The organism is Pseudomonas sp. NPDC089396 (assembly GCF_044749545.1).
Taxonomy (GTDB): Bacteria; Pseudomonadota; Gammaproteobacteria; order Pseudomonadales; family Pseudomonadaceae; genus Aquipseudomonas.
Genome location: NZ_JBIVIC010000006.1, coordinates 391,187 through 410,056, shown reverse-complemented (window position 1 = coordinate 410,056; position 18,870 = coordinate 391,187). Strand labels below are relative to the sequence as shown.

Genomic DNA, 18,870 nt, shown 5'->3' with positions numbered 1-18,870 from the left:
CTGGTAAATAAAGCTTCAACGCACCTTGCACGGCGACTGCGCGCTCACTACCTTAGCGCCTTTCAAACCCCGCCACGCCCTGCAGGAGCCCTTGTCATGGCCGCCCCCGTCTTTTTCCCCTTCCGCCCGCGGTTCACCCGCACGGCCACGCTGCTTGGCATGCTCGGGCTTGCCGGCTGCCAGATGGGGGGCTATCAGGACAGCGTGCCACCGACCACCGGTGTGCAACCGCTCAAAGGCCTGGCGCAGAACGTGTCGGTACGACGCAACGCCATGGGCGCGCCGCTGATCGAAAGCAGCAACTTCCATGATGCCCTGTTCAGCCTCGGCTATGTGCATGCCGGTGACCGTATCGAGCAGATGCTCGCCATGCGCCTGCTGGCCCAGGGCCGTTTGGCAGAAATGGCGGGAAGCGAGGCGCTGGACATCGACCGCCTGATGCGAGCGGCCAACCTCAAGCAGAATGCCACCCAGCTCTACGCCGATGCTTCGCCACGCCTCAAGCGCTTCTTCGAAGTCTATGCCCGCGGCGTCAACGCCTACCTGTTCCGCTACCGCGACAAGTTGCCGGCCAACCTCGCCAGCAGCGGCTATCGCCCGGAATACTGGAAACCTGAGGACTCGGCGCTGATCTTCAGCCTGTATGCCTTCAGCCAATCGGTGAACCTGCAGGAAGAGCTCAGTGCCCTGGCCCTGGCACAACAGGTGGGCAGCGACAAACTTGCGTGGTTGCTGCCCGGCGCACCGGACGAACCGCTGGCAGACGCCGAGGTTGAAAAACTCAAGGGCCTGAACCTGAACAGCCAGCTGCCAGGCCTGCCAGCCTTGGCCGCGGCCAGCCAGAAGCTCGCCGACCTGGGCCTGCTCGGCAGCCCCGGCTCGGCCAACCTGGCCCTGGGTCCGCCGCGCAGCCGCAGTGGCAAGAGCCTGCTGGCCAGCGACAGCCGCGCCGCCTGGGCCCTGAGCCCGGTGCAGATCCACACCGGCAAGTATCAGGTCGCCGGCCTGTCGCTGCCAGGGCTGCCCATCGTTCTGGCTGGCTACAACGGCAAGCTGGCCTGGAGCAGCAGCGCGGTGATGGCCGACAACCAGGACCTGTACCTGGAGCAACTGCGCCATCAAGGCAGCCAGCTCAGCTACCTGGCCGATGGCAAATGGCAGCCGGCCCGTGCCCGCAGCGAAACCTTCTTCGTCCGTGGCCAGCGACCGCTGCGGGAAGTCATGTACGACACCCGTCATGGCACCCTGCTCGCTCAACCCGGCAACGCCGGCCTGGGCCTGGCCCTGAACCTGCCGCAGCTCAAGGGCGATCGCAGCCTCGATGCCCTGTTCGACCTGACCCGCGCGAAAACCGTAGAGCGCGCCTTCGACAGCACCCGCGAAGTCGCCGCGGCGGCGCTCAACTTCGTCTTCGCCGAGCCCGAGCACATTGGTTGGCAAGTCAGCGGCCGTTACCCCAACCGACGCGAAGGCCAAGGCCTGTTGCCGTCGCCGGGCTGGGACGGGCGCTACGACTGGGATGGCTTCGCCGACCCGATGCTCCACCCCTATGACCAGGACCCGCCTGAGGGCTGGATCGGCCACGCCAACCAGCGCAGCCTGCCACGGGGCTATGGCATGCAGTTGTCCAACACCTGGTACTACCCCGAGCGCGCCGAGCGCCTGGCCCAGCTGGCCGGCAATGGGCGGCACGACAGCCGCAGCCTGATGGCCCTGCAGAACGACCAGGTAACGCTGCTGGCGGACAAGCTCAAGCAGATGTTCGACGCACCCGGCATGGCCCAGCCACTCAAGCAGGCCATCAACGCCCTCCCCCCCGCCCAAGGCGACAAGGCACGCGACGCCCTGGCGCGGCTCAAAGCCTTCGATGGCCGCCTGAGCCCGGTGTCGGCGGATGCGGCGTTGTATGAGCTGTTCCTGCAGGAAGTAGCACGCCAGACCTTCCTCGACGACCTTGGCCCGGAATCCGGCCCGGCCTGGCAGGCGTTCGTCAGCAATGCCCAGCTGTCCTATTCGGCCCAGGCCGACCACCTGCTCGGCCGCGAGGACAGCCCGTTCTGGGATGATCGCAGCACGCCGCAGAAGGAAGACAAACCGGCCATTCTCGCCCGCAGCCTGGCCGCTGCCGTGGATGCAGGCACCGCGCAACTCGGCGCCGATCGCCGCGCCTGGCAGTGGGGCAAACTGCACCAGTACCGTTGGCCGGCCCCGGCCTACCATGGCCTGGGCGATGCCCTCAGCCGCTCATCAATGGCCGCGGGTGGTGACTTCAGCACCTTGGCACTGACGCCTTATGCCTGGGGCAGCAATTTCGACACCCGCCTGCCGGCATCGGCGCGCATGGTCGTCGACTTCGGGCAGGCAGAGCCGCTGCAGGTGCTGACCAGCAATGGCCAATCCGGCAACCCGGCCAGTGGGCATTACAGCGATGGGCTGGATGCGTGGTTCAAGGGACGGTTCATGAGCCTGCCGCTGCAACCGCAGAACTTTGGCCGGGCGTATGGCAATCAGCGATTGACGTTGGTGCCAGGTCGGTAAGCATAGGGATGAGAAAGCCGCCAGAATTGGCGGCTTTCTGTTTTTGCTCAAGCCGCTACAACTGCGAGCTCAATGCGCTGACCTAGAACATGCAGCGCATGCTCGACCTGCTCGATCTTTGAGCGGTGCAACAGATCAACCAGGCGGTCGACTTGAGGACGGTTGACGCCCAGGCGTCGCGCCATCTCGGTTTTACTCACTTTCTGGGCAACCATGGTGTTCCAGAGCGCTGCTTTCGCCGCTGTCAGGGCCGGCAGGCGTACAACGGGCTGATCCGATAACGGCGCTGCAGGCAGTGGAATGGCCTTTTTCTGATCCACATAGAAAGAGAGTGCGGATTCCATGGCATCTACAGCATCGTACAGTGCCTCCTCAACTGAATCGCCAGCACTGGCCATCTCAGGCACATCCGGGCAGCTGATCCAGAAACTGCCCTCTTCTTGGTGAATGATCACCGGATAATCGAAGATCATCTTGTGCGCTCCCCTGAACTCATCATTGTTTCAGGCCCAGATCTTTCAGGATCTTGCTTCTGAGCCCTTCGCCCATCTCTTTGGCACCATGATCCGGAAAAATCGTCTGGCGATTACCCAGGTAAACCTTGAAATGGCTTCCCTTGGCCGGCACGAACGTAGCGCCCTGGGCGCGTAACCACCGGCGAAATTCACTGTACTTCATACGGGCCTTTGATCACTGAATGTGCAGCACTTGCTGGTCGCACGCAACATTTTTGTTGCGCACCATCAATGTGAGCCCATAGTTAAACGTGAAAAGCGCTTCCACATTTCCGAATAGCTGGTAGCCGTTTTCGCCCAAACAGCCGCTCGAACTTCTGTCCTGCAGCACCGCTCTCAACAGGTAACCCCGCCACTCAGCGCCCACGCCATGGACCTCGTCATCACCCGCCCCGAAGGCCTCTACTGCCCGCCCGGTGATTTCTACATCGATCCGTGGCGCCCGGTGGCACGCGCGATCATCACCCACGGCCATGGCGACCACGCCCGCAGGGGCAACGCGCATTACCTGACCGCCGCCCCCGGCGCGGGCATCCTGCGCAGCCGTCTGGGCCAGGACATCGACCTGCAGACCCTGCCCTACGGCGAACGCATCCACCACCACGGCGTCACCCTCAGCCTGCACCCGGCCGGGCATGTGCTGGGCTCGGCACAAGTGCGCCTGGAGCATGCAGGCGAAGTGTGGGTGGCTTCCGGCGATTACAAAGTCGAACCAGACGGCACCTGCGCGCCTTTCGAGCCTGTGCGCTGCCACACCTTCATCACCGAATCGACCTTCGGCCTGCCCATTTATCGCTGGCCCATCCAAGCCGAAGTTTTTACCGGGGTGAATGCCTGGTGGCGGGCCAATCGTGATCAGGGCAAGGCCAGCGTGCTGTTCTGTTATGCCTTCGGCAAGGCTCAGCGAATTCTGCACGGACTGGACCCGAGCATCGGCCCGGTCCTGGTACATGGCGCGGTCGAACCGCTGAACCAGGTGTACCGCGAGGCTGGGGTGCACCTGCCGCCAACCCGCTACGTCGGCGACATCCCACGTAACGACCCACTCATGCGCCAAGCCCTGGTGCTGGCCCCGCCCTCCGCTGCCGGCAGCACATGGATGCGCCGCTTTGGCGATTACAGCGATGCGTTCGCCAGTGGCTGGATGCTCTTGCGCGGCACGCGGCGTCGTCGCGGGGTGGATCGCGGCTTCGTGCTGTCCGACCATGCCGACTGGCCGGGGCTGCTCTGGGCCATCGGCCAGACCGGCGCCGAACGGGTCATGGTCACCCACGGTTCGGTCAACGTACTGGTGCGTTATCTCAGCGAACAGGGGCTCGATGCCCGCTCATTCGTGACCGAATACGGTGACGAGGATGACGCGCCCGCCACGGAACCTGAGCCATGAAAGACTTTGCAGCGCTTTATTTGCGTCTGGATGCGACCACCTCCAGCAATGCCAAGCTCGAAGCACTGCGCGACTACTTCGCCGCCGCCCCTGCCGAGGATGCGGCCTGGGCGGTGTACTTCCTGGCCGGGGGCCGGCCACGCCAGTTGGTGCCCACCCGCGTGCTGCGCGAACTGGCGACGGCACTGGCCGACCTGCCCGACTGGTTGTTCGAAGAAAGTTACCAGGCCGTCGGCGACCTGGCGGAAACCATTTCCCTGCTACTGGCTGATAACCCGCACGGCAACGAGGACGGCCTGGCCCATTGGGTCGAGGCCCATCTGCTACCGCTTCGCGGCCTGCCCGCCGACGCGATCCAGCAGCGCCTGCCGCCACTCTGGGCCCAGCTCGACCGACCCAGCCTGATGCTGTGCCTGAAGCTGATCACCGGCAGCTTTCGCGTCGGCGTGTCCAAGCTGCTGGTCACCCGGGCCCTGGCTCAGCTGGCCGGACTGGATACCAAGCGCGTGGCCCAGCGCCTGGTCGGCTATACCGACCTCAGTCACCGCCCCAGCGCCAACAGCTACCGCAAGCTGATCGCTGCAGAGTCGGCCGATGAGCACAGTCAGCGAGGGGGCCAGCCTTATCCGTTCTTTCTGGCGCACGCCCTGCAGGCACCCGTCGAGCAGTTCAACGCCTTGCTCGGTCCACCCAGTGCCTGGCAGATCGAATGGAAGTGGGATGGCATCCGCGCCCAGGTGGTCAAGCGCGATGGCCAGGTTTGGGTCTGGTCGCGCGGCGAAGAGCTGGTTACCGACCGCTTCCCGGAGCTGCATGGCCTGGCGCAGAGCCTGCCGGACGGCGTCGTGCTCGACGGTGAAATCCTGGTCTGGAAACCGGGCGCCACAGCCGAGGTGCCGGCCGTGCAGCCGTTCGCCCTGCTGCAACAACGCATTGGCCGCAAGACCCTGGGCAAGAAGCTGCTGGCCGACGCGCCCGTGGTATTGCAGGCCTACGACTTGCTGGAATGGCAGGGCGAGGACTGGCGCAATCGTCCCCAGCACGAGCGCCGCCAGCAGTTGCAGCGTCTGATCGAGGACTATCCCCTGGCGCCTGTACTGCTGTCGCCTTTGCTCGAAGGACAGGATTGGCATGACCTCGCCGTTCAGCGCGAACAATCGCGAAGCCTGGGGGTCGAGGGCCTGATGCTCAAGCAGCGCGATGCCTTGTACGGCGTGGGCCGAACCAAGGACATGGGCCTTTGGTGGAAGTGGAAGATCGACCCGTTCAGCGTCGATGCCGTGCTGATCTATGCGCAACGTGGTCATGGCCGGCGCGCCAGCCTCTACAGCGACTACACCTTCGCCGTCTGGAACGCGCCAGCCGGCACGCCGGAGCGTGCCTTGGTGCCTTTCGCCAAGGCTTACTCAGGGCTCAGCGATGAAGAAATGCGCAAGGTCGATGCAATCATCCGCAAGACCACGGTGGAAACCTTCGGCCCGGTGCGCAGCGTGACCCCGACCTTGGTGTTCGAACTGGGTTTCGAAGGCATTGCCTTGTCCAAGCGCCACAAGAGCGGGATTGCCGTGCGTTTCCCCCGCATGCTGCGCTGGCGCCAGGATAAACCGGTGGAGCAAGCCGATGACCTGGCGAGCTTGCAGGCACTGCTGGCCTGAACACGACGCGTTGAGGCACAGTGGCCAAATTTATGCTTCTATCTTTGTCGCAGATTGTTTTCGCCACGCCGCCAGGACCACCATGCACCATTCGACCCACGACCTGCTCTCCCCCGTACCCGGCGTCAGCCGCCAGCTGCACAGCTTCCATTTCGGACCACGCGCTGGCGCCAAGGTATACATCCAGGCCTCACTGCATGCGGACGAGCTACCGGGCATGCTGGTCGCCTGGCACCTCAAGCGCCACCTGGCCGAACTGGAACAGCAAGGGCGCCTGCGCCGCGAGATCATCCTGGTGCCCGTGGCCAACCCGGTAGGCCTGGAGCAGGTATTGCTCGATTCGCCACTGGGGCGTTTCGAACTGCAGAGCGGCGAGAACTTCAATCGCAAGTTCGTCGACCTTTCCGACAGCATCGGCGACCAGATCGACGGCCACCTGACCCAGGACCCTGAGCACAATCTCGCCTTGATACGCGAATACCTGCGCCGTGGCCTCGACACCTACCCGGCGCACACGCCCCTGCAGTCCCAGCGCCTGACCTTGCAACGGCTGGCCTGCGACGCCGACCTGGTGCTGGACCTGCATTGCGATTTCGAGGCCGTCGAACACCTCTACACCACGCCCGAGGCCTGGCCGCAGGTCGAACCGCTGGCCCGTTACCTGGGTGCCCAGGCCAGCCTGCTGGCGACCGACTCCGGCGGGCAGTCGTTCGACGAATGCTTCAGCCTGGTCTGGTGGCAACTGCAGCAACGTTTCGGTAAACGCTTCCCGATCCCCCTGGGCAGCGTCGCAGTGACCGTCGAACTGCGTGGCCAGGCCGACGTCAGCCATGACCTGGCCAGCCAGGACAGCCAGGCGATCCTCAACTACCTGACCCATGCCGGCGTCATCGAGGGCAGCGCCCCGCCCTTGCCGCCGCTACCACAACCCGCCACACCGCTGGCCGCTGTCGAGCCGGTTTCGACCCCCCTCGGGGGCTTGCTGGTGTATCACGTGCGCCCCGGCCAGCAAGTGGAAGCCGGGCAACTGATCGCCGAAGTCATCGACCCGCTCAGCGACCGCGTGACCGCCGTGCGCACCCGCCAGTCCGGGCTGCTGTATGCCCGCAGCGTGCGCCGCATGGCCACGGCCGGCATGGTCATCGCCCATGTCGCCGGCGAACAGGTGTGTCGCAGCGGCTATCTGCTGGGTAACTGACCGGTAAAACCAATGGCAGCGTAGGGTGGTCTGTAGAAGCACAGCCTTGCAGGGACCACACCGCGCATGCCTGCTTCCACCGACCTCGCCACTGCCTGGTTCGCCGCGCGTGGCTGGAAACCCTTCGCCTTCCAGCGGCAAGTCTGGGCGGCGGTCGGCCGTGGCGAATCCGGGTTGCTGCATGCCAGCACCGGGGCCGGCAAGACCTACGCCGTCTGGCTGGCCGCGCTGCGCGCCTTTGCCGAGCCCGGGCGCCAGCCCCCAGGGCTGCAGGTCCTCTGGATCACCCCCATGCGCGCGCTGGCGGCCGATACCGCCCGGGCCTTGCAGGCCCCCGTGGACGACCTGGGGCTGAACTGGAGCGTTGCGGTGCGCAGCGGCGATACCAGCAGCGCAGAGCGCGCCCGTCAGGCCCGGCGCCTGCCGAGCACGCTGATCACCACGCCCGAAAGCCTCACTTTGCTGCTGACCCGCGCACAGGCCTGTCACGACTTCGCCAGCCTGCGCTTGGTGGTGGTCGATGAATGGCACGAACTGCTCGGCAACAAGCGGGGCGTACAGCTGCAGCTGGCCCTCGCGCACCTGCGCCGCTGGCGGCCTGATCTGGTGACCTGGGGCCTTTCAGCCACCCTGGGCAACCTGCCGCATGCGCTCGAAGTGCTGCTGCCCCATGGCGGCCAACTGGTACGGGGCCGTCAGGACAAGCGCCTGGTGGTCGACACCTTGCTGCCGCCAGCGATCGAGCGCTTCCCCTGGGCCGGGCACATGGGCCTGAAGATGCTCGACCAGGTCGCCCATGAGCTCGACGGCAGCGCCAGCAGCCTGGTGTTCACCAATACCCGCGCCCAAGCCGAGCTGTGGTACCAGGCCCTGCTGGATGCACGCCCCGACTGGGCCGGCCAGATCGCCCTGCACCATGCCTCGCTGGCCCGGGCGACCCGCGACTGGGTCGAGCTGAGCCTCAAGCAAGGCCTGCTGAAAGCGGTGATCTGCACGTCCAGCCTGGACCTGGGCGTGGACTTTCTGCCGGTAGAACGGGTGCTGCAGATCGGCTCGGCCAAGGGTATCGCTCGCCTGATGCAGCGGGCCGGGCGCTCCGGGCATGCGCCGGGCCGGCGCTCGCGTGTCACCCTGGTGCCTACCCACAGCCTGGAGCTGGTGGAGGCTGCTGCGGCGCGCCAAGCGCTGGCCGCCGGGCATATCGAGGCTCGCCGTTCGCCGCGGCTGTGCATGGACGTGCTGGTCCAGCACCTGGTCAGCATGGCCCTGGGCAACGGCTTTCGCCCAGCTGAACTGCTGTCGGAAGTGCGCGACACCTGGGCGTTTCGTGAGCTGCGCGACAGCCAGTGGCAATGGGCGCTGGATTTCGTCTGCCATGGCGGCAGCTCGCTCAGCGCCTACCCCGACTATCAGCGCGTCGAAGCCCACCCCGACGGCATCTGGCGAGTCGCCAGCGAGCGACTGGCCAGGCGCCACCGCATGGGCATCGGCACCATCGTCAGTGACGCCAGCCTGCAACTGAAATACTGGAGCAAGGGCGGTGGCGGCAAGCATCTGGGCAGTGTCGAGGAAGCCTTCATCGCCCGTTTGCGCCCCGGCGACACGCTGGTGTTCGCCGGGCGGGTGCTTGAGCTGGTAAGGGTCGAGAACATGACCGCCTACGTGCGCCGCAGCAGCGCTCGCAAGGCTTGCGTAGCCCGCTGGAATGGCGGGCGCATGCCGCTGTCCAGCGAACTGGCCGATGCCCTGGTGGAACAACTGGATGCCGCTGCCCACGGCCGCTATGCCAGTCCCGAGCTGCGCGCGGTGCGCCCGCTACTGGCGCTGCAGGCACGCTGGTCGGCCCTGCCCACGCTGCAGACACTGCTGGCCGAGACCCTGGTCTCGCGCCAGGGCTCGCACCTGTTCCTCTACCCATTCGCCGGGCGCATGGCCAACCTGGGCCTGGCCAGCCTGATCGCCTGGCGGGTCAGCCGGCAACAACCGCTGTCGGTGTCGATCGCCGTCAGCGACTATGGCTTCGAACTGCTCAGCCCGAGCCCTGTGGACTGGGCCACCTACCTGCCCGCCGCGCTTTCCGCCGAGGATTTGCTGGAGGATGTGCTGGCCAGCCTCAATGCCGGTGAAATGGCCCTGCGGCGCTTTCGCGAGATCGCCCAGATCGCCGGGCTGGTGTTCGGTGGGTATCCGGCTGCGCAGAAAAGCACCCGGCAGATCCAGGCCTCCAGTGGGCTGTTCTTCGAGGTGTTTCGCAAGCACGACGCCAACAACCTGCTGCTCGGCCAGGCGCGGGATGAAGTACTGCGTGAAGAGCTGGAAATCGAACGTCTGCAGCGTCAGTTGCTGAAGATGGGCCGCTTGCGGCTGGATCTGCGGGCACTGCAACGGCCGGGGCCGCTGGCCTTCGCCCTGCTGGTGGAAGGCATGCGCGAAACGTTGAGCACAGAGAAACTGGCAGACCGGATTGCCAGAATGGTGGCGGACCTGGAAAAAGCGGCCATGCGAGACCGCGCGCCATGAGTCGCCATCTGGTGGTCGAACATTGCGGCGAGACACTCTGGCTGCTCCCCGACAAAGCCCTCTACTGGCCCGCCCGGCACACGCTGCTGATAGCCGATGTGCATATTGGCAAGGCCGCCAGCTTCCGGGCGTTGCACCAGCCCGTGCCACGGGGTACTACCGACACCACCCTGGCGCGCCTGGATACGTTACTGGCGGCATACCATTGCAAGCAGTTGGTGATTCTCGGCGACTTTCTTCACGCGCGCACGGCGCGGGCGCCCGCTACGCTGGCCAAGCTTCGCTCATGGCGCGGCCAACACGGCGGGCTGCGTATCGTGCTTATCCGCGGTAACCACGACCGCCACGCCGGCGACCCGCCTGCCGAACTGGCCATGGACGTGATCGATGAACCCTGGCTGCTGGCGCCCTTCGCGTTGCAGCACGAGCCCATCGCTCACCCCCAGCACCCGGTGCTGGCGGGCCATGTGCATCCGGTCTACCTGTTGCGCGGGCGGGCCCGGCAACGCCTGCGTCTGCCGTGCTTTCTGCTCGATACCCAGGTCAGCCTGCTGCCGGCCTTTGGTGAGTTCACCGGTGGCTGGACGGTCAACCCAGGCGCGGGCACCCGGGTATTTGTCACAGGCGATGGCGACGTCTGGGCATTGAACGGTTGATCACGCCACAGGCGCGGGAGGCGGCTCGTCGGGCAAGGTCGGTTCGCCCGGCTCCATGGGTTGCGTTTCACCCGGCTCGGGCGGCTGCGGGGTATCGGGATCAGGCTGGTGGGGCACGCCCCCGGCCTGCATCGGCAGCGGATGGGCCAGCAACGACCATGACAGCAACCCGACGTGGTTGGGCTGCAGCACAGCCAGCTTCGCGCTGATTGTGGGATGGAGTTTCATTGGCTGCTCCTGACGAGAGCCGATGCGCATCATGCACATCGGCACGGTTACCCGTTGGAGTGCCAAAGGCGCGGGGAATTCCCCGCGCTCGTCGGCTCAGGTCCGCGGCAGGGTGACGCCGCGCTGGCCTTGGTACTTGCCGCCACGGTCCTTGTAGGACACTTCGCACTCTTCATCGGATTCCAGGAAGAGCATCTGCGCCACGCCCTCATTGGCGTAGATTTTCGCCGGCAGCGTGGTGGTGTTGGAGAACTCCAGGGTCACATGCCCTTCCCACTCAGGCTCGAGCGGGGTGACGTTGACGATGATGCCGCAACGCGCATAGGTGCTCTTGCCCAGGCAGATGGTCAGCACATTGCGCGGAATGCGGAAGTACTCGACAGTACGCGCCAGGGCGAAGGAGTTCGGCGGGATGATGCAGACATCGCTTTTGACGTCGACGAAGCTGCCGGCATCGAAATTCTTCGGGTCCACGGTGGCCGAATTGATGTTGGTGAACACCTTGAATTCGTCGGCGCAACGCACGTCGTAGCCGTAGCTGGAGACGCCGAAAGAGATGACCCGGCTGTCCTGCTCGCCGCGCACCTGGCGCTCGACGAACGGTTCGATCATGCCGTGTTCCTGCGCCATGCGGCGAATCCACTTGTCCGATTTGATGCTCATGGCGGTGGTGTCCTGAAGAGTTACAAGGTGAAAAACGAGACGCGCATCTTACCGGTCCGAGCGCCCAGGTTAAAGTTCCATGCCACATCCCGCGCCGGACGGGGCTTGCGGCCGCCGTCGATCTGAATTTCATCAAAGGCCATCTTGGTGATTGGCAGGTTGCACAAAGTGGGTTAAGGTGACGCCACTGTGCTGCACGTGACACCGAGAATCTCTAGTTTGATGCACGATCCTGATCGGCCCATCGCTGAATTTTCTGCTCTCTTTGCGCTCAGTCCCGGCCAGGGATTTTCCTGACCGTTTTCAACTTTGTCCAAGGAGACAGAAAAATGTCCAACCGTCAATCCGGTGTTGTTAAGTGGTTCAACGATGAGAAGGGCTACGGCTTCATCACCCCTCAGTCGGGCGACGACCTGTTCGTGCACTTCAAAGCCATCCAAGCTGACGGCTTCAAAACCCTGAAAGAAGGCCAGGCTGTTACTTTCGTCGCTACCCGCGGCCAGAAAGGCATGCAGGCTGAAGAAGTTCAGATCGCCTAAGTCGATCTAGCTTCCTAGCTTTCAAAAAAACCCGCCTTCTGGCGGGTTTTTTTATGCCTGGGTAAATCCCACAGGTAGATCACAGTCTTTGAAAGCAGTGGTTTCCCTGTGGGAGCCGGCTTGCCGGCGATAGGGCCCGAGCGGGTGTTTGCCTGCCCTGGCCCCATCGCCGGCAAGCCGGCTCCCACACCGATCGACGCAGGCTTGTAGATCTTGCAGCCGCCAGGTCAATCTTCGCTGATGGTAATGCTCGGCATGGCCGGCGCTGCCGCCTCCTGCAACACGATCCGCGCCCCGACCTGACGGGCCAGTTCCTGATAGACCATGGCAATCTGGCTTTCCGGCTCGGCGATCGCCGTCGGCTTGCCACTGTCGGCCTGCTCACGGATCAGCATCGACAACGGCAACGAAGCCAGCAGCTCGACCCCATACTGCGCCGCCAGCTTCTCGCCGCCACCTTCGCCGAACAGGTGCTCGGCATGACCGCAGTTCGAGCAGATGTGCACCGCCATGTTCTCCACCACGCCCAACACCGGAATGTTGACCTTACGGAACATTTCCACGCCTTTCTTGGCATCGAGCAAGGCCAGGTCCTGGGGCGTCGTGACGATCACCGAACCGGCCACCGGGACTTTTTGCGCCAGCGTCAGCTGGATATCGCCGGTTCCCGGCGGCATATCGATCACCAAGTAATCGAGGTCATCCCAGGCCGTCTGGGTCACCAGCTGCAGCAAGGCCCCGGATACCATCGGGCCACGCCAGACCATGGGCGTGTTGTCATCGGTGAGGAAGGCCATGGACATGACCTCCACGCCATGGGCCTTGATCGGCACGAACCACTTCTGCTCGCGGATCTGTGGGCGAGTGCCTTCGGCGATACCGAACATCACACCCTGACTTGGCCCGTAGATGTCAGCGTCGAGAATACCGACCCGAGCACCTTCGCGCGCCAGGGCCAGGGCCAGGTTGGCAGCGGTGGTGGACTTGCCGACCCCGCCCTTGCCCGACGCCACGGCGACGATGTTCTTGACGTTGGCCATGGCCGGCACCTGGGCCTGGGCCTTGTGCGCGGCCACCACGCAGTCGATCGAGACCTGCGCCGAAGCGACGCCATCGAGGTTCTCGATCGCGGTTTGCAGCACCTGGGCCCAGCCGTTCTTGAACAGGCCGGCGGCATAACCGAGCTGCAACTGCACAGCGACCTGCCCGCCCTGGATATCGATGGCGCGCACGCAACCGGCGCTCACCGGGTCCAGGTTCAGGTAGGGGTCGGTGTACTGGCGAAGCACGCCTTCGACGGCGGCACGGGTGACGACACTCATGGACACTCCCATTGGCAAACTGAATGTAAAACAGACGCCTATCCTAACCCGTCAATCGTCAGCAGATGCGCGCGCGGGGTGAAATATATTCGCGAGCCCTTTATAGTGGCCGATCACCCTCAATTTTACCCGAGCCGAATAAGTAGCCGAGCCACTATGTCCGAGCCACGTCAGATTCTCGTAACCAGCGCCCTGCCCTATGCCAATGGATCCATCCACCTTGGCCATATGCTCGAGTACATCCAGACGGACATGTGGGTTCGCTTCCAGAAACTACGTGGCAACCAGTGCATCTACGTCTGTGCCGACGACGCCCACGGCTCGGCCATCATGCTGCGCGCCGAAAAGGAAGGCATCACCCCGGAGCAGCTGATCGCCAACGTGCAAGCCGAGCACAGCAGCGACTTCGCCGATTTCCTGGTGGACTTCGACAACTTCCACTCCACCCACAGTGAAGAAAACCGCGAGCTGTCGAGCCTGATCTATTCGCGCCTGCGCGAAGCCGGGCACATCGCCACCCGTTCGGTCACCCAGTACTTCGACCCGGAAAAAGGCATGTTCCTGGCCGACCGTTTCATCAAGGGCACCTGCCCCAAGTGTGCGGCCGAAGACCAATACGGCGACAACTGCGAGAAATGCGGTGCCACCTACGCACCGACCGAGCTGAAGAACCCCAAGTCGGCGATCTCCGGTGCCACCCCGGTACTGCGCGACTCCCAGCACTTCTTCTTCAAGCTGCCGGACTTCCAGGCCATGCTGCAGCAGTGGACCCGCAGCGGCACCCTGCAGGACGCCGTGGCCAACAAGCTCGCCGAGTGGCTGGACTCGGGCCTTCAGGAGTGGGACATCTCGCGTGACGCGCCGTACTTCGGCTTCGAGATCCCAGGCGAACCCGGCAAGTACTTCTATGTCTGGCTGGATGCGCCGATCGGCTACATGGCCAGCTTCAAGAACCTCTGTGCCCGCCGCCCGGAGCTTGACTTCGATGCGTTCTGGAACGAAGGCTCCAAGGCCGAGCTGTACCATTTCATCGGCAAGGACATCGTCAACTTCCATGCCCTGTTCTGGCCGGCCATGCTCGAAGGCGCAGGCTTCCGCAAGCCGACTGCGGTCAACGTGCACGGTTACCTGACCGTCAACGGCGCCAAGATGTCCAAATCCCGCGGCACCTTCATCAAGGCCCGCACCTACCTGGACCACCTGCAGCCGGAATACCTGCGCTACTACTACGCCGCCAAGCTCGGCCGTGGCGTCGACGACCTCGACCTGAACCTCGAGGACTTCGTGCAGAAGGTCAACTCGGACCTGGTTGGCAAGGTGGTGAACATCGCCAGCCGCTGCGCAGGCTTCATCCACAAGGGCAATGAAGGCGTCATGGTTGCCGGCGATGCCGCACCGGAACTGACCGAAGCCTTCCTTGCCGCTGCGCCGTCCATTGCCGATGCCTACGAGGGCCGCGACTTTGGCCGCGCCATGCGCGAAATCATGGCCCTGGCCGATCGCGCCAACGCCTGGATCGCCGACAAGGCGCCCTGGTCGCTGGCCAAGCAGGAAGGCAAGCAGGAAGAAGTCCAGGCTATTTGCGCCCAGGGCGTCAACCTGTTCCGCCAGCTGGTGATTTTCCTCAAGCCGGTACTGCCGGTGCTGGCTGCCGACGCCGAGGCCTTCCTCAATGTCGCGCCGCTGACCTGGAACGATCACCTGTCGCGCCTGGAAAACCACACGCTCAACCCGTTCAAGGCACTGATGAGCCGTATCGAACCGGCCAAGGTCGAGGCCATGGTTGCAGCCAGCAAGGAAGACCTGCTGGCTACCGAAGCCAAGGCCCCGGCCGGCAATGGCGAATTGGCCAAGGACCCGCTGTCGGCGGAAATCGAGTTCGACACCTTCGCCGCCGTCGACCTGCGCGTTGCGCTGATCGTCAAGGCCGAAGCCGTGCCCGGCGCTGACAAGCTGCTGCAATTGACCCTGGACATCGGCGACGAGCGTCGCAACGTGTTCTCGGGCATCAAGTCGGCCTACCCGGACCCTTCCAAGCTGGAAGGTCGCCTGACCATGATGGTGGCCAACCTCAAGCCCCGCAAAATGCGCTTTGGTGTGTCCGAGGGCATGGTCATGGCCGCCGGCCCAGGCGGTGAAGAGATCTACCTGCTGAGCCCTGACAGCGGTGCCAAACCAGGCCAGCGCATCAAGTAACGCCCTCTGCCCCGGCCTTCGCGCCGGGGCATTCGTATCCCCTCTCGGATGGCCAGACGCCCTGGCGAATCACGGCTATCGTCATGTATATGAACGATTATGTCCTGGTCCTGGTCAGTGCTGCGCTGGTCAGCCACATGCTCCTGCAACAACAGCCGCCCTCGCGCCTGCGCGTGCAGGTGTGCGGTTTGGCGTGCGCGCTGACGATTGCCCTCGGGATAACCGGCGGCCAAGCACTGGAGCGCTGGGTAGCAGCACCTTGGCAGCTTGAAGACCTGCGCCTGTTCCTGCTCCTGCCCTGGCTAGGCTTGCTGGCGTGGGGCGTGCCGCAGGCATTGGCAAGGCTACGTCCGCAATGGCCCAGCGAGGGGCTGGCACTGCCCTTGCTGGGCAATGCCGTGGCACTCGGTTTGGCCTTGCAGGCCATGGTTGAACAGCAGGAATGGCTCGCCACGCTGGGCTGCAGCGTCATGGCCGGTCTTGGCTTCTGGCTGGCGCTGGCACTGTTCGACGACCTGGTGCAACGCAGCGATCACGCCGACATTCCAGCGGCATTGCGCGGCCTGCCGATCACCCTGGTCGGTGCCGGCGTGATGGCCATGGCGTTCTCCGGATTCAATGGATTGTTCACACAATGAACCTGAATCATCGCATTGACGCTTCGCCGCGGCACGACCATGGCATTACCTGACCCGCGCTTGCGCACGGCCATGGGCCTGGTGCTGCTGGCTTGCATCCCCGGTCTCTTGGCATCGTTCTGGCTGCACGGATGGGGCCTGCTGTTCAGCCTGGCGTTGTGCGCCAGCAGCGCGGTGTGCTGCGAAGCCGCGCTGCTGGCCCTGCGCGGCCAGCCAGTGGCGGCCACCTTGAACGATGGCAGCGCCTTGGTAACGGCGGTGCTACTCGCCGTCGCCCTGCCCACCCAAGCGCCCTGGTGGCTGCCGATGACCGCAGCGGCCATTGCCATCGGCCTCGGCAAGCAAGCGTTCGGTGGAGTGGGCCGCAACCTCTTCAACCCGGCGATGCTGGGCTACGCCTTCGTGCTGCTGAGTTTCCCCCTGCAGATGAATCATTGGCCAGAGCAATCACCGGGGTTCGTCGACAGCCTGCACCTGGTGTTTGGCGGGGGTGAGCAGATCGACGCCTGGGCCCGACCCACCGTGCTGGACGGCCTGCGTCATAACCGCAGCTTGACCATCGATGAACTGTTCGCCAGCCACCCGGGCTTCGGCGCCGTTGGTGGGCGTGGCGTCGAGTGGGTCAACCTGGCATTCCTGCTCGGCGGGTTGTTCCTGTTGCAGCGCAAGGTGTACAGCTGGCACGCACCTGCGGGCTTGCTGGCAGGGCTGATGCTGTTCAGCCTGCTGGCATGGAATGGCTCCGGCTCGGATTCGAATGGCTCGCCACTGCTTCATCTGTTCTCCGGCTCGACCATGCTGGCGGCCTTTTTCATCGCCACTGAACCCGTGTCCGGCCCGAAGGCAGGCTTGGCCAGGCTACTGTTCGGGCTTGGTGCGGGCATGCTGATCTACCTGATCCGCACCTGGGGCAGCTACCCGGACGGCACGGCATTCGCCATTCTGTTCATGAACCTCTTGGCCCCTGCCCTTGATCGGCTCGCCCTGCGACGCCAGCAGGCCGCGCCATGAAACCGCGCATTCGCAATTTTGCCTGGCTGCTGCTCGTGGCCGGGCTGGCCGTGGCGACAACCTTGGCATGGAGGCAATGGACCCGCCCGACCATCATCGAAGCCGAACAGCAGTTGCATGCGCGCCAGTTTCTCGCGGTCCTGCCTGAGCAAATCTACGACAACCAACCCCTGAACACGCCGCTGCCGCTTCCGGGGGAACAACCGTTGCACAGCCGGATCACGGCTGCCTACCGCGCCACCCTGGGGGCGCTGCCAACGGCGGTGATAATGGTGAGCCAGGTCCCAGGCTATAACGGGCCAATCCGACTGACCATCGCCATCAGTGCGGATGGGCGGTTGATCGGCACGCAGGTGATCGCGCAACAGGAAAGTCCTGGCCTTGGAGCCCGCATCAGCGACCCGCAGCTGAACTGGCTGAGGCAGTTTTCCAACCGTCGCCTGGACGACCGCTGGGCGCTCAAGCGCGACCAGGGCGACTTCGACCAACTGGCTGGGGCGACGGTCACCTCACGTGCCGTGATAGCAGCGCAGCAGGAGGCACTGGTGTATTTTGACCAGCATCGCACGCTGTTACTTGGAAGCCCCGCCCATGAATAGGCACTGCCTGCTGGTGGCCGGCCTTGCGCCGCTGCTGGGCGCCACCCAGACCTTTTCCCTGGCCGCCACCCTGGGCGTGGCCATGGTGACGCTGAGCCTCCTTCACCAGGCGTTGCTGGCCCCCTTGCGCGGCAGGCTCAGCGGTGCGACGTACTGGCTGGCAAGCCTGTTGCTCCTGGCTGCCCTGGTCAGCTGCCAGCAACTTGCGCTGCGTGCCTGGGCACTGCCGCAGGCCTTGTCGCTCGGTTACTTCCCCGCCCTGATCTGCCTGCAATGCCTGGCCGCAGACCAGCTGTTGCCAGCCGAGGGTCGCTGGCGCCAACTGCTCGTGCATCTGGCTGGCCTGCTACTGCTCTATTTGCTGCTCGGCGCCAGCCGTCAAGGCCTGGACCAGGGGTTGGGCCTGCATACGGCCGCCCTGTGTTCCGGCGCGCTGCTACTGCTCGGCGTACTGTTGGCCTTGTACAATCGCCTGCTTCTGGGCCGCGCCCCCTCTCGTCGTCAAGGAACCCGTTGACCCCATGAATGCCGCCAAACGCCTGGAGATCTTTCGCAGGCTGCACGAAGACAATCCCGATCCAAAGACGGAATTGGCTTACACCACCCCTTTTGAGTTGCTGGTCGCCGTCACGCTGTCGGCACAATCCACCGACGTTGGCGTCAACAAGGCCACCGCCCGTCTGTTTCCAGTCGCCAATACCCCGCAAGCCATCTATGCACTCGGCGTCGAAGGGCTGAGCGAGTACATCAAGACTATCGGCCTTTACAACAGCAAGGCCAAGAATGTCATCGAAGCCTGCCGCTTGCTGATCGAACGTCATGGCGGCGAAGTACCGCAAACCCGTGAGGCGCTCGAGGCGCTACCGGGTGTTGGCCGCAAGACCGCCAATGTGGTCCTCAACACCGCTTTCCGTCAGCCGGCCATGGCCGTGGATACACACATTTTCAGGGTCAGCAATCGCACCGGCATCGCGCCAGGCAAGACCGTGCTTGAAGTCGAGAAGAAACTCCTGAAATTCGTGCCCAAGGACTACCTGCTCGATGCGCATCATTGGCTCATCCTGCACGGGCGCTATGTGTGCCAGGCGCGCAAGCCACGATGCGGCAGTTGCCGGATCGAAGACTTGTGCGAATACAAGCAGAAGACTTCGGACGATTGATTCGATAGCGAACAGTCATGGGTTGCGATTGAAAAAATCTTTTTT

Annotated in this window: 18 protein-coding genes; 13 read left to right on the top strand and 5 right to left on the bottom strand. The window is 64.2% G+C overall.

What is annotated here, in order from left to right:
• Positions 1-96 precede the first annotated feature (96 nt).
• Positions 97-2,538 carry a penicillin acylase family protein gene (locus ACIPZB_RS14315; protein WP_400640877.1) on the top strand — a complete coding sequence of 814 codons (2,442 nt, stop codon included), beginning with the start codon at positions 97-99 and terminating at the stop codon, positions 2,536-2,538.
• Positions 2,539-2,585: 47 nt separating this feature from the next.
• Here the strand turns inward: ACIPZB_RS14315 and ACIPZB_RS14310 are convergent, their stop codons facing one another.
• Positions 2,586-3,011: a type II toxin-antitoxin system HicB family antitoxin gene (locus tag ACIPZB_RS14310; RefSeq protein ID WP_400640875.1), complete on the bottom strand. Its 426-nt coding sequence runs from the start codon at positions 3,009-3,011 to the stop codon at positions 2,586-2,588.
• Positions 3,012-3,033: 22 nt separating this feature from the next.
• Positions 3,034-3,216: a type II toxin-antitoxin system HicA family toxin gene (locus tag ACIPZB_RS14305; RefSeq protein ID WP_400640874.1), complete on the bottom strand. Its 183-nt coding sequence runs from the start codon at positions 3,214-3,216 to the stop codon at positions 3,034-3,036.
• A 207-nt stretch (positions 3,217-3,423) separates the two neighbouring features.
• Between ACIPZB_RS14305 and ACIPZB_RS14300 the strand changes: the two genes are divergently transcribed.
• The 5 genes from ACIPZB_RS14300 to pdeM all read left to right on the top strand — a co-directional run bounded on the left by ACIPZB_RS14300 (position 3,424) and on the right by pdeM (position 10,469).
• Positions 3,424-4,440 carry a ligase-associated DNA damage response exonuclease gene (locus ACIPZB_RS14300; protein WP_400640872.1) on the top strand — a complete coding sequence of 339 codons (1,017 nt, stop codon included), beginning with the start codon at positions 3,424-3,426 and terminating at the stop codon, positions 4,438-4,440.
• Positions 4,437-6,095: an ATP-dependent DNA ligase gene (locus tag ACIPZB_RS14295; RefSeq protein ID WP_400640870.1), complete on the top strand. Its 1,659-nt coding sequence runs from the start codon at positions 4,437-4,439 to the stop codon at positions 6,093-6,095. The genes ACIPZB_RS14300 and ACIPZB_RS14295 overlap by 4 nt, the downstream gene beginning before the upstream one ends.
• A gap of 82 nt (positions 6,096-6,177) precedes the next feature.
• The gene (locus tag ACIPZB_RS14290; protein ID WP_400640868.1) at positions 6,178-7,293 is read left to right on the top strand and encodes a succinylglutamate desuccinylase/aspartoacylase family protein; all 1,116 of its coding nucleotides are present in this window, start codon (positions 6,178-6,180) and stop codon (positions 7,291-7,293) included.
• A 66-nt stretch (positions 7,294-7,359) separates the two neighbouring features.
• Positions 7,360-9,813, top strand: a complete 2,454-nt coding sequence (locus ACIPZB_RS14285; protein ID WP_400640866.1) for a ligase-associated DNA damage response DEXH box helicase — start codon at positions 7,360-7,362, stop codon at positions 9,811-9,813.
• Positions 9,810-10,469 carry a ligase-associated DNA damage response endonuclease PdeM gene (pdeM, locus tag ACIPZB_RS14280; protein ID WP_400640864.1) on the top strand — a complete coding sequence of 220 codons (660 nt, stop codon included), beginning with the start codon at positions 9,810-9,812 and terminating at the stop codon, positions 10,467-10,469. Before ACIPZB_RS14285 ends, pdeM begins: the two co-directional genes overlap by 4 nt.
• Here the strand turns inward: pdeM and ACIPZB_RS14275 are convergent, their stop codons facing one another.
• Positions 10,470-10,697, bottom strand: a complete 228-nt coding sequence (locus ACIPZB_RS14275) for a hypothetical protein (RefSeq protein WP_008096783.1) — start codon at positions 10,695-10,697, stop codon at positions 10,470-10,472.
• 96 nt (positions 10,698-10,793) lie between these two features.
• A complete protein-coding gene (dcd, locus tag ACIPZB_RS14270) occupies positions 10,794-11,360 on the bottom strand; it encodes a dCTP deaminase (protein WP_008096785.1) in 567 nt (188 codons plus the stop codon).
• Positions 11,361-11,689: 329 nt separating this feature from the next.
• Here dcd and ACIPZB_RS14265 point away from each other — a divergent pair, with 329 nt between their 5' ends.
• Positions 11,690-11,899, top strand: a complete 210-nt coding sequence (locus ACIPZB_RS14265; protein ID WP_003254922.1) for a cold-shock protein — start codon at positions 11,690-11,692, stop codon at positions 11,897-11,899.
• A 227-nt stretch (positions 11,900-12,126) separates the two neighbouring features.
• On the opposite strand, the gene apbC is transcribed toward ACIPZB_RS14265, so the two are convergent.
• Positions 12,127-13,221: an iron-sulfur cluster carrier protein ApbC gene (apbC, locus tag ACIPZB_RS14260; RefSeq protein WP_400640861.1), complete on the bottom strand. Its 1,095-nt coding sequence runs from the start codon at positions 13,219-13,221 to the stop codon at positions 12,127-12,129.
• A gap of 156 nt (positions 13,222-13,377) precedes the next feature.
• Between apbC and metG the strand changes: the two genes are divergently transcribed.
• The 6 genes from metG (at position 13,378) to nth (ending at position 18,825) form a co-directional block, all read left to right on the top strand.
• A complete protein-coding gene (gene metG, locus ACIPZB_RS14255) occupies positions 13,378-15,417 on the top strand; it encodes a methionine--tRNA ligase (protein ID WP_400640859.1) in 2,040 nt (679 codons plus the stop codon).
• Between the two features lie 89 nt (positions 15,418-15,506).
• Entirely contained in the window at positions 15,507-16,055 is a 549-nt protein-coding gene (locus ACIPZB_RS14250; RefSeq protein WP_400640857.1) for an Rnf-Nqr domain containing protein, read from the top strand.
• A gap of 39 nt (positions 16,056-16,094) precedes the next feature.
• Positions 16,095-17,066 (top strand): RnfABCDGE type electron transport complex subunit D, encoded by a 972-nt coding sequence (locus tag ACIPZB_RS14245; RefSeq protein ID WP_400640855.1) that lies wholly within the window; start codon positions 16,095-16,097, stop codon positions 17,064-17,066.
• Positions 17,063-17,665, top strand: coding sequence for an RnfABCDGE type electron transport complex subunit G (locus ACIPZB_RS14240; RefSeq protein WP_400640853.1), 603 nt, complete (start codon positions 17,063-17,065; stop codon positions 17,663-17,665). Before ACIPZB_RS14245 ends, ACIPZB_RS14240 begins: the two co-directional genes overlap by 4 nt.
• Complete coding sequence (locus tag ACIPZB_RS14235) at positions 17,658-18,182, top strand: Rnf-Nqr domain containing protein (protein WP_400640851.1); 525 nt, start codon at positions 17,658-17,660, stop codon at positions 18,180-18,182. Before ACIPZB_RS14240 ends, ACIPZB_RS14235 begins: the two co-directional genes overlap by 8 nt.
• 4 nt (positions 18,183-18,186) lie before the next feature.
• Positions 18,187-18,825: an endonuclease III gene (gene nth / locus ACIPZB_RS14230; RefSeq protein WP_008099591.1), complete on the top strand. Its 639-nt coding sequence runs from the start codon at positions 18,187-18,189 to the stop codon at positions 18,823-18,825.
• Positions 18,826-18,870: the final 45 nt, after the last annotated feature.

Coding starts and splice junctions, on each gene's coding strand:
- ACIPZB_RS14315 (WP_400640877.1), top strand. CDS start 97: ATGGCCGCCCCCGTCTTTTTCCCCTTCCGCCCGCGGTTCACCCGCACG.
- ACIPZB_RS14310 (WP_400640875.1), bottom strand. CDS start 3,011: ATGATCTTCGATTATCCGGTGATCATTCACCAAGAAGAGGGCAGTTTC.
- ACIPZB_RS14305 (WP_400640874.1), bottom strand. CDS start 3,216: ATGAAGTACAGTGAATTTCGCCGGTGGTTACGCGCCCAGGGCGCTACG.
- ACIPZB_RS14300 (WP_400640872.1), top strand. CDS start 3,424: ATGGACCTCGTCATCACCCGCCCCGAAGGCCTCTACTGCCCGCCCGGT.
- ACIPZB_RS14295 (WP_400640870.1), top strand. CDS start 4,437: ATGAAAGACTTTGCAGCGCTTTATTTGCGTCTGGATGCGACCACCTCC.
- ACIPZB_RS14290 (WP_400640868.1), top strand. CDS start 6,178: ATGCACCATTCGACCCACGACCTGCTCTCCCCCGTACCCGGCGTCAGC.
- ACIPZB_RS14285 (WP_400640866.1), top strand. CDS start 7,360: ATGCCTGCTTCCACCGACCTCGCCACTGCCTGGTTCGCCGCGCGTGGC.
- pdeM (WP_400640864.1), top strand. CDS start 9,810: ATGAGTCGCCATCTGGTGGTCGAACATTGCGGCGAGACACTCTGGCTG.
- ACIPZB_RS14275 (WP_008096783.1), bottom strand. CDS start 10,697: ATGAAACTCCATCCCACAATCAGCGCGAAGCTGGCTGTGCTGCAGCCC.
- dcd (WP_008096785.1), bottom strand. CDS start 11,360: ATGAGCATCAAATCGGACAAGTGGATTCGCCGCATGGCGCAGGAACAC.
- ACIPZB_RS14265 (WP_003254922.1), top strand. CDS start 11,690: ATGTCCAACCGTCAATCCGGTGTTGTTAAGTGGTTCAACGATGAGAAG.
- apbC (WP_400640861.1), bottom strand. CDS start 13,221: ATGAGTGTCGTCACCCGTGCCGCCGTCGAAGGCGTGCTTCGCCAGTAC.
- metG (WP_400640859.1), top strand. CDS start 13,378: ATGTCCGAGCCACGTCAGATTCTCGTAACCAGCGCCCTGCCCTATGCC.
- ACIPZB_RS14250 (WP_400640857.1), top strand. CDS start 15,507: ATGAACGATTATGTCCTGGTCCTGGTCAGTGCTGCGCTGGTCAGCCAC.
- ACIPZB_RS14245 (WP_400640855.1), top strand. CDS start 16,095: ATGGCATTACCTGACCCGCGCTTGCGCACGGCCATGGGCCTGGTGCTG.
- ACIPZB_RS14240 (WP_400640853.1), top strand. CDS start 17,063: ATGAAACCGCGCATTCGCAATTTTGCCTGGCTGCTGCTCGTGGCCGGG.
- ACIPZB_RS14235 (WP_400640851.1), top strand. CDS start 17,658: ATGAATAGGCACTGCCTGCTGGTGGCCGGCCTTGCGCCGCTGCTGGGC.
- nth (WP_008099591.1), top strand. CDS start 18,187: ATGAATGCCGCCAAACGCCTGGAGATCTTTCGCAGGCTGCACGAAGAC.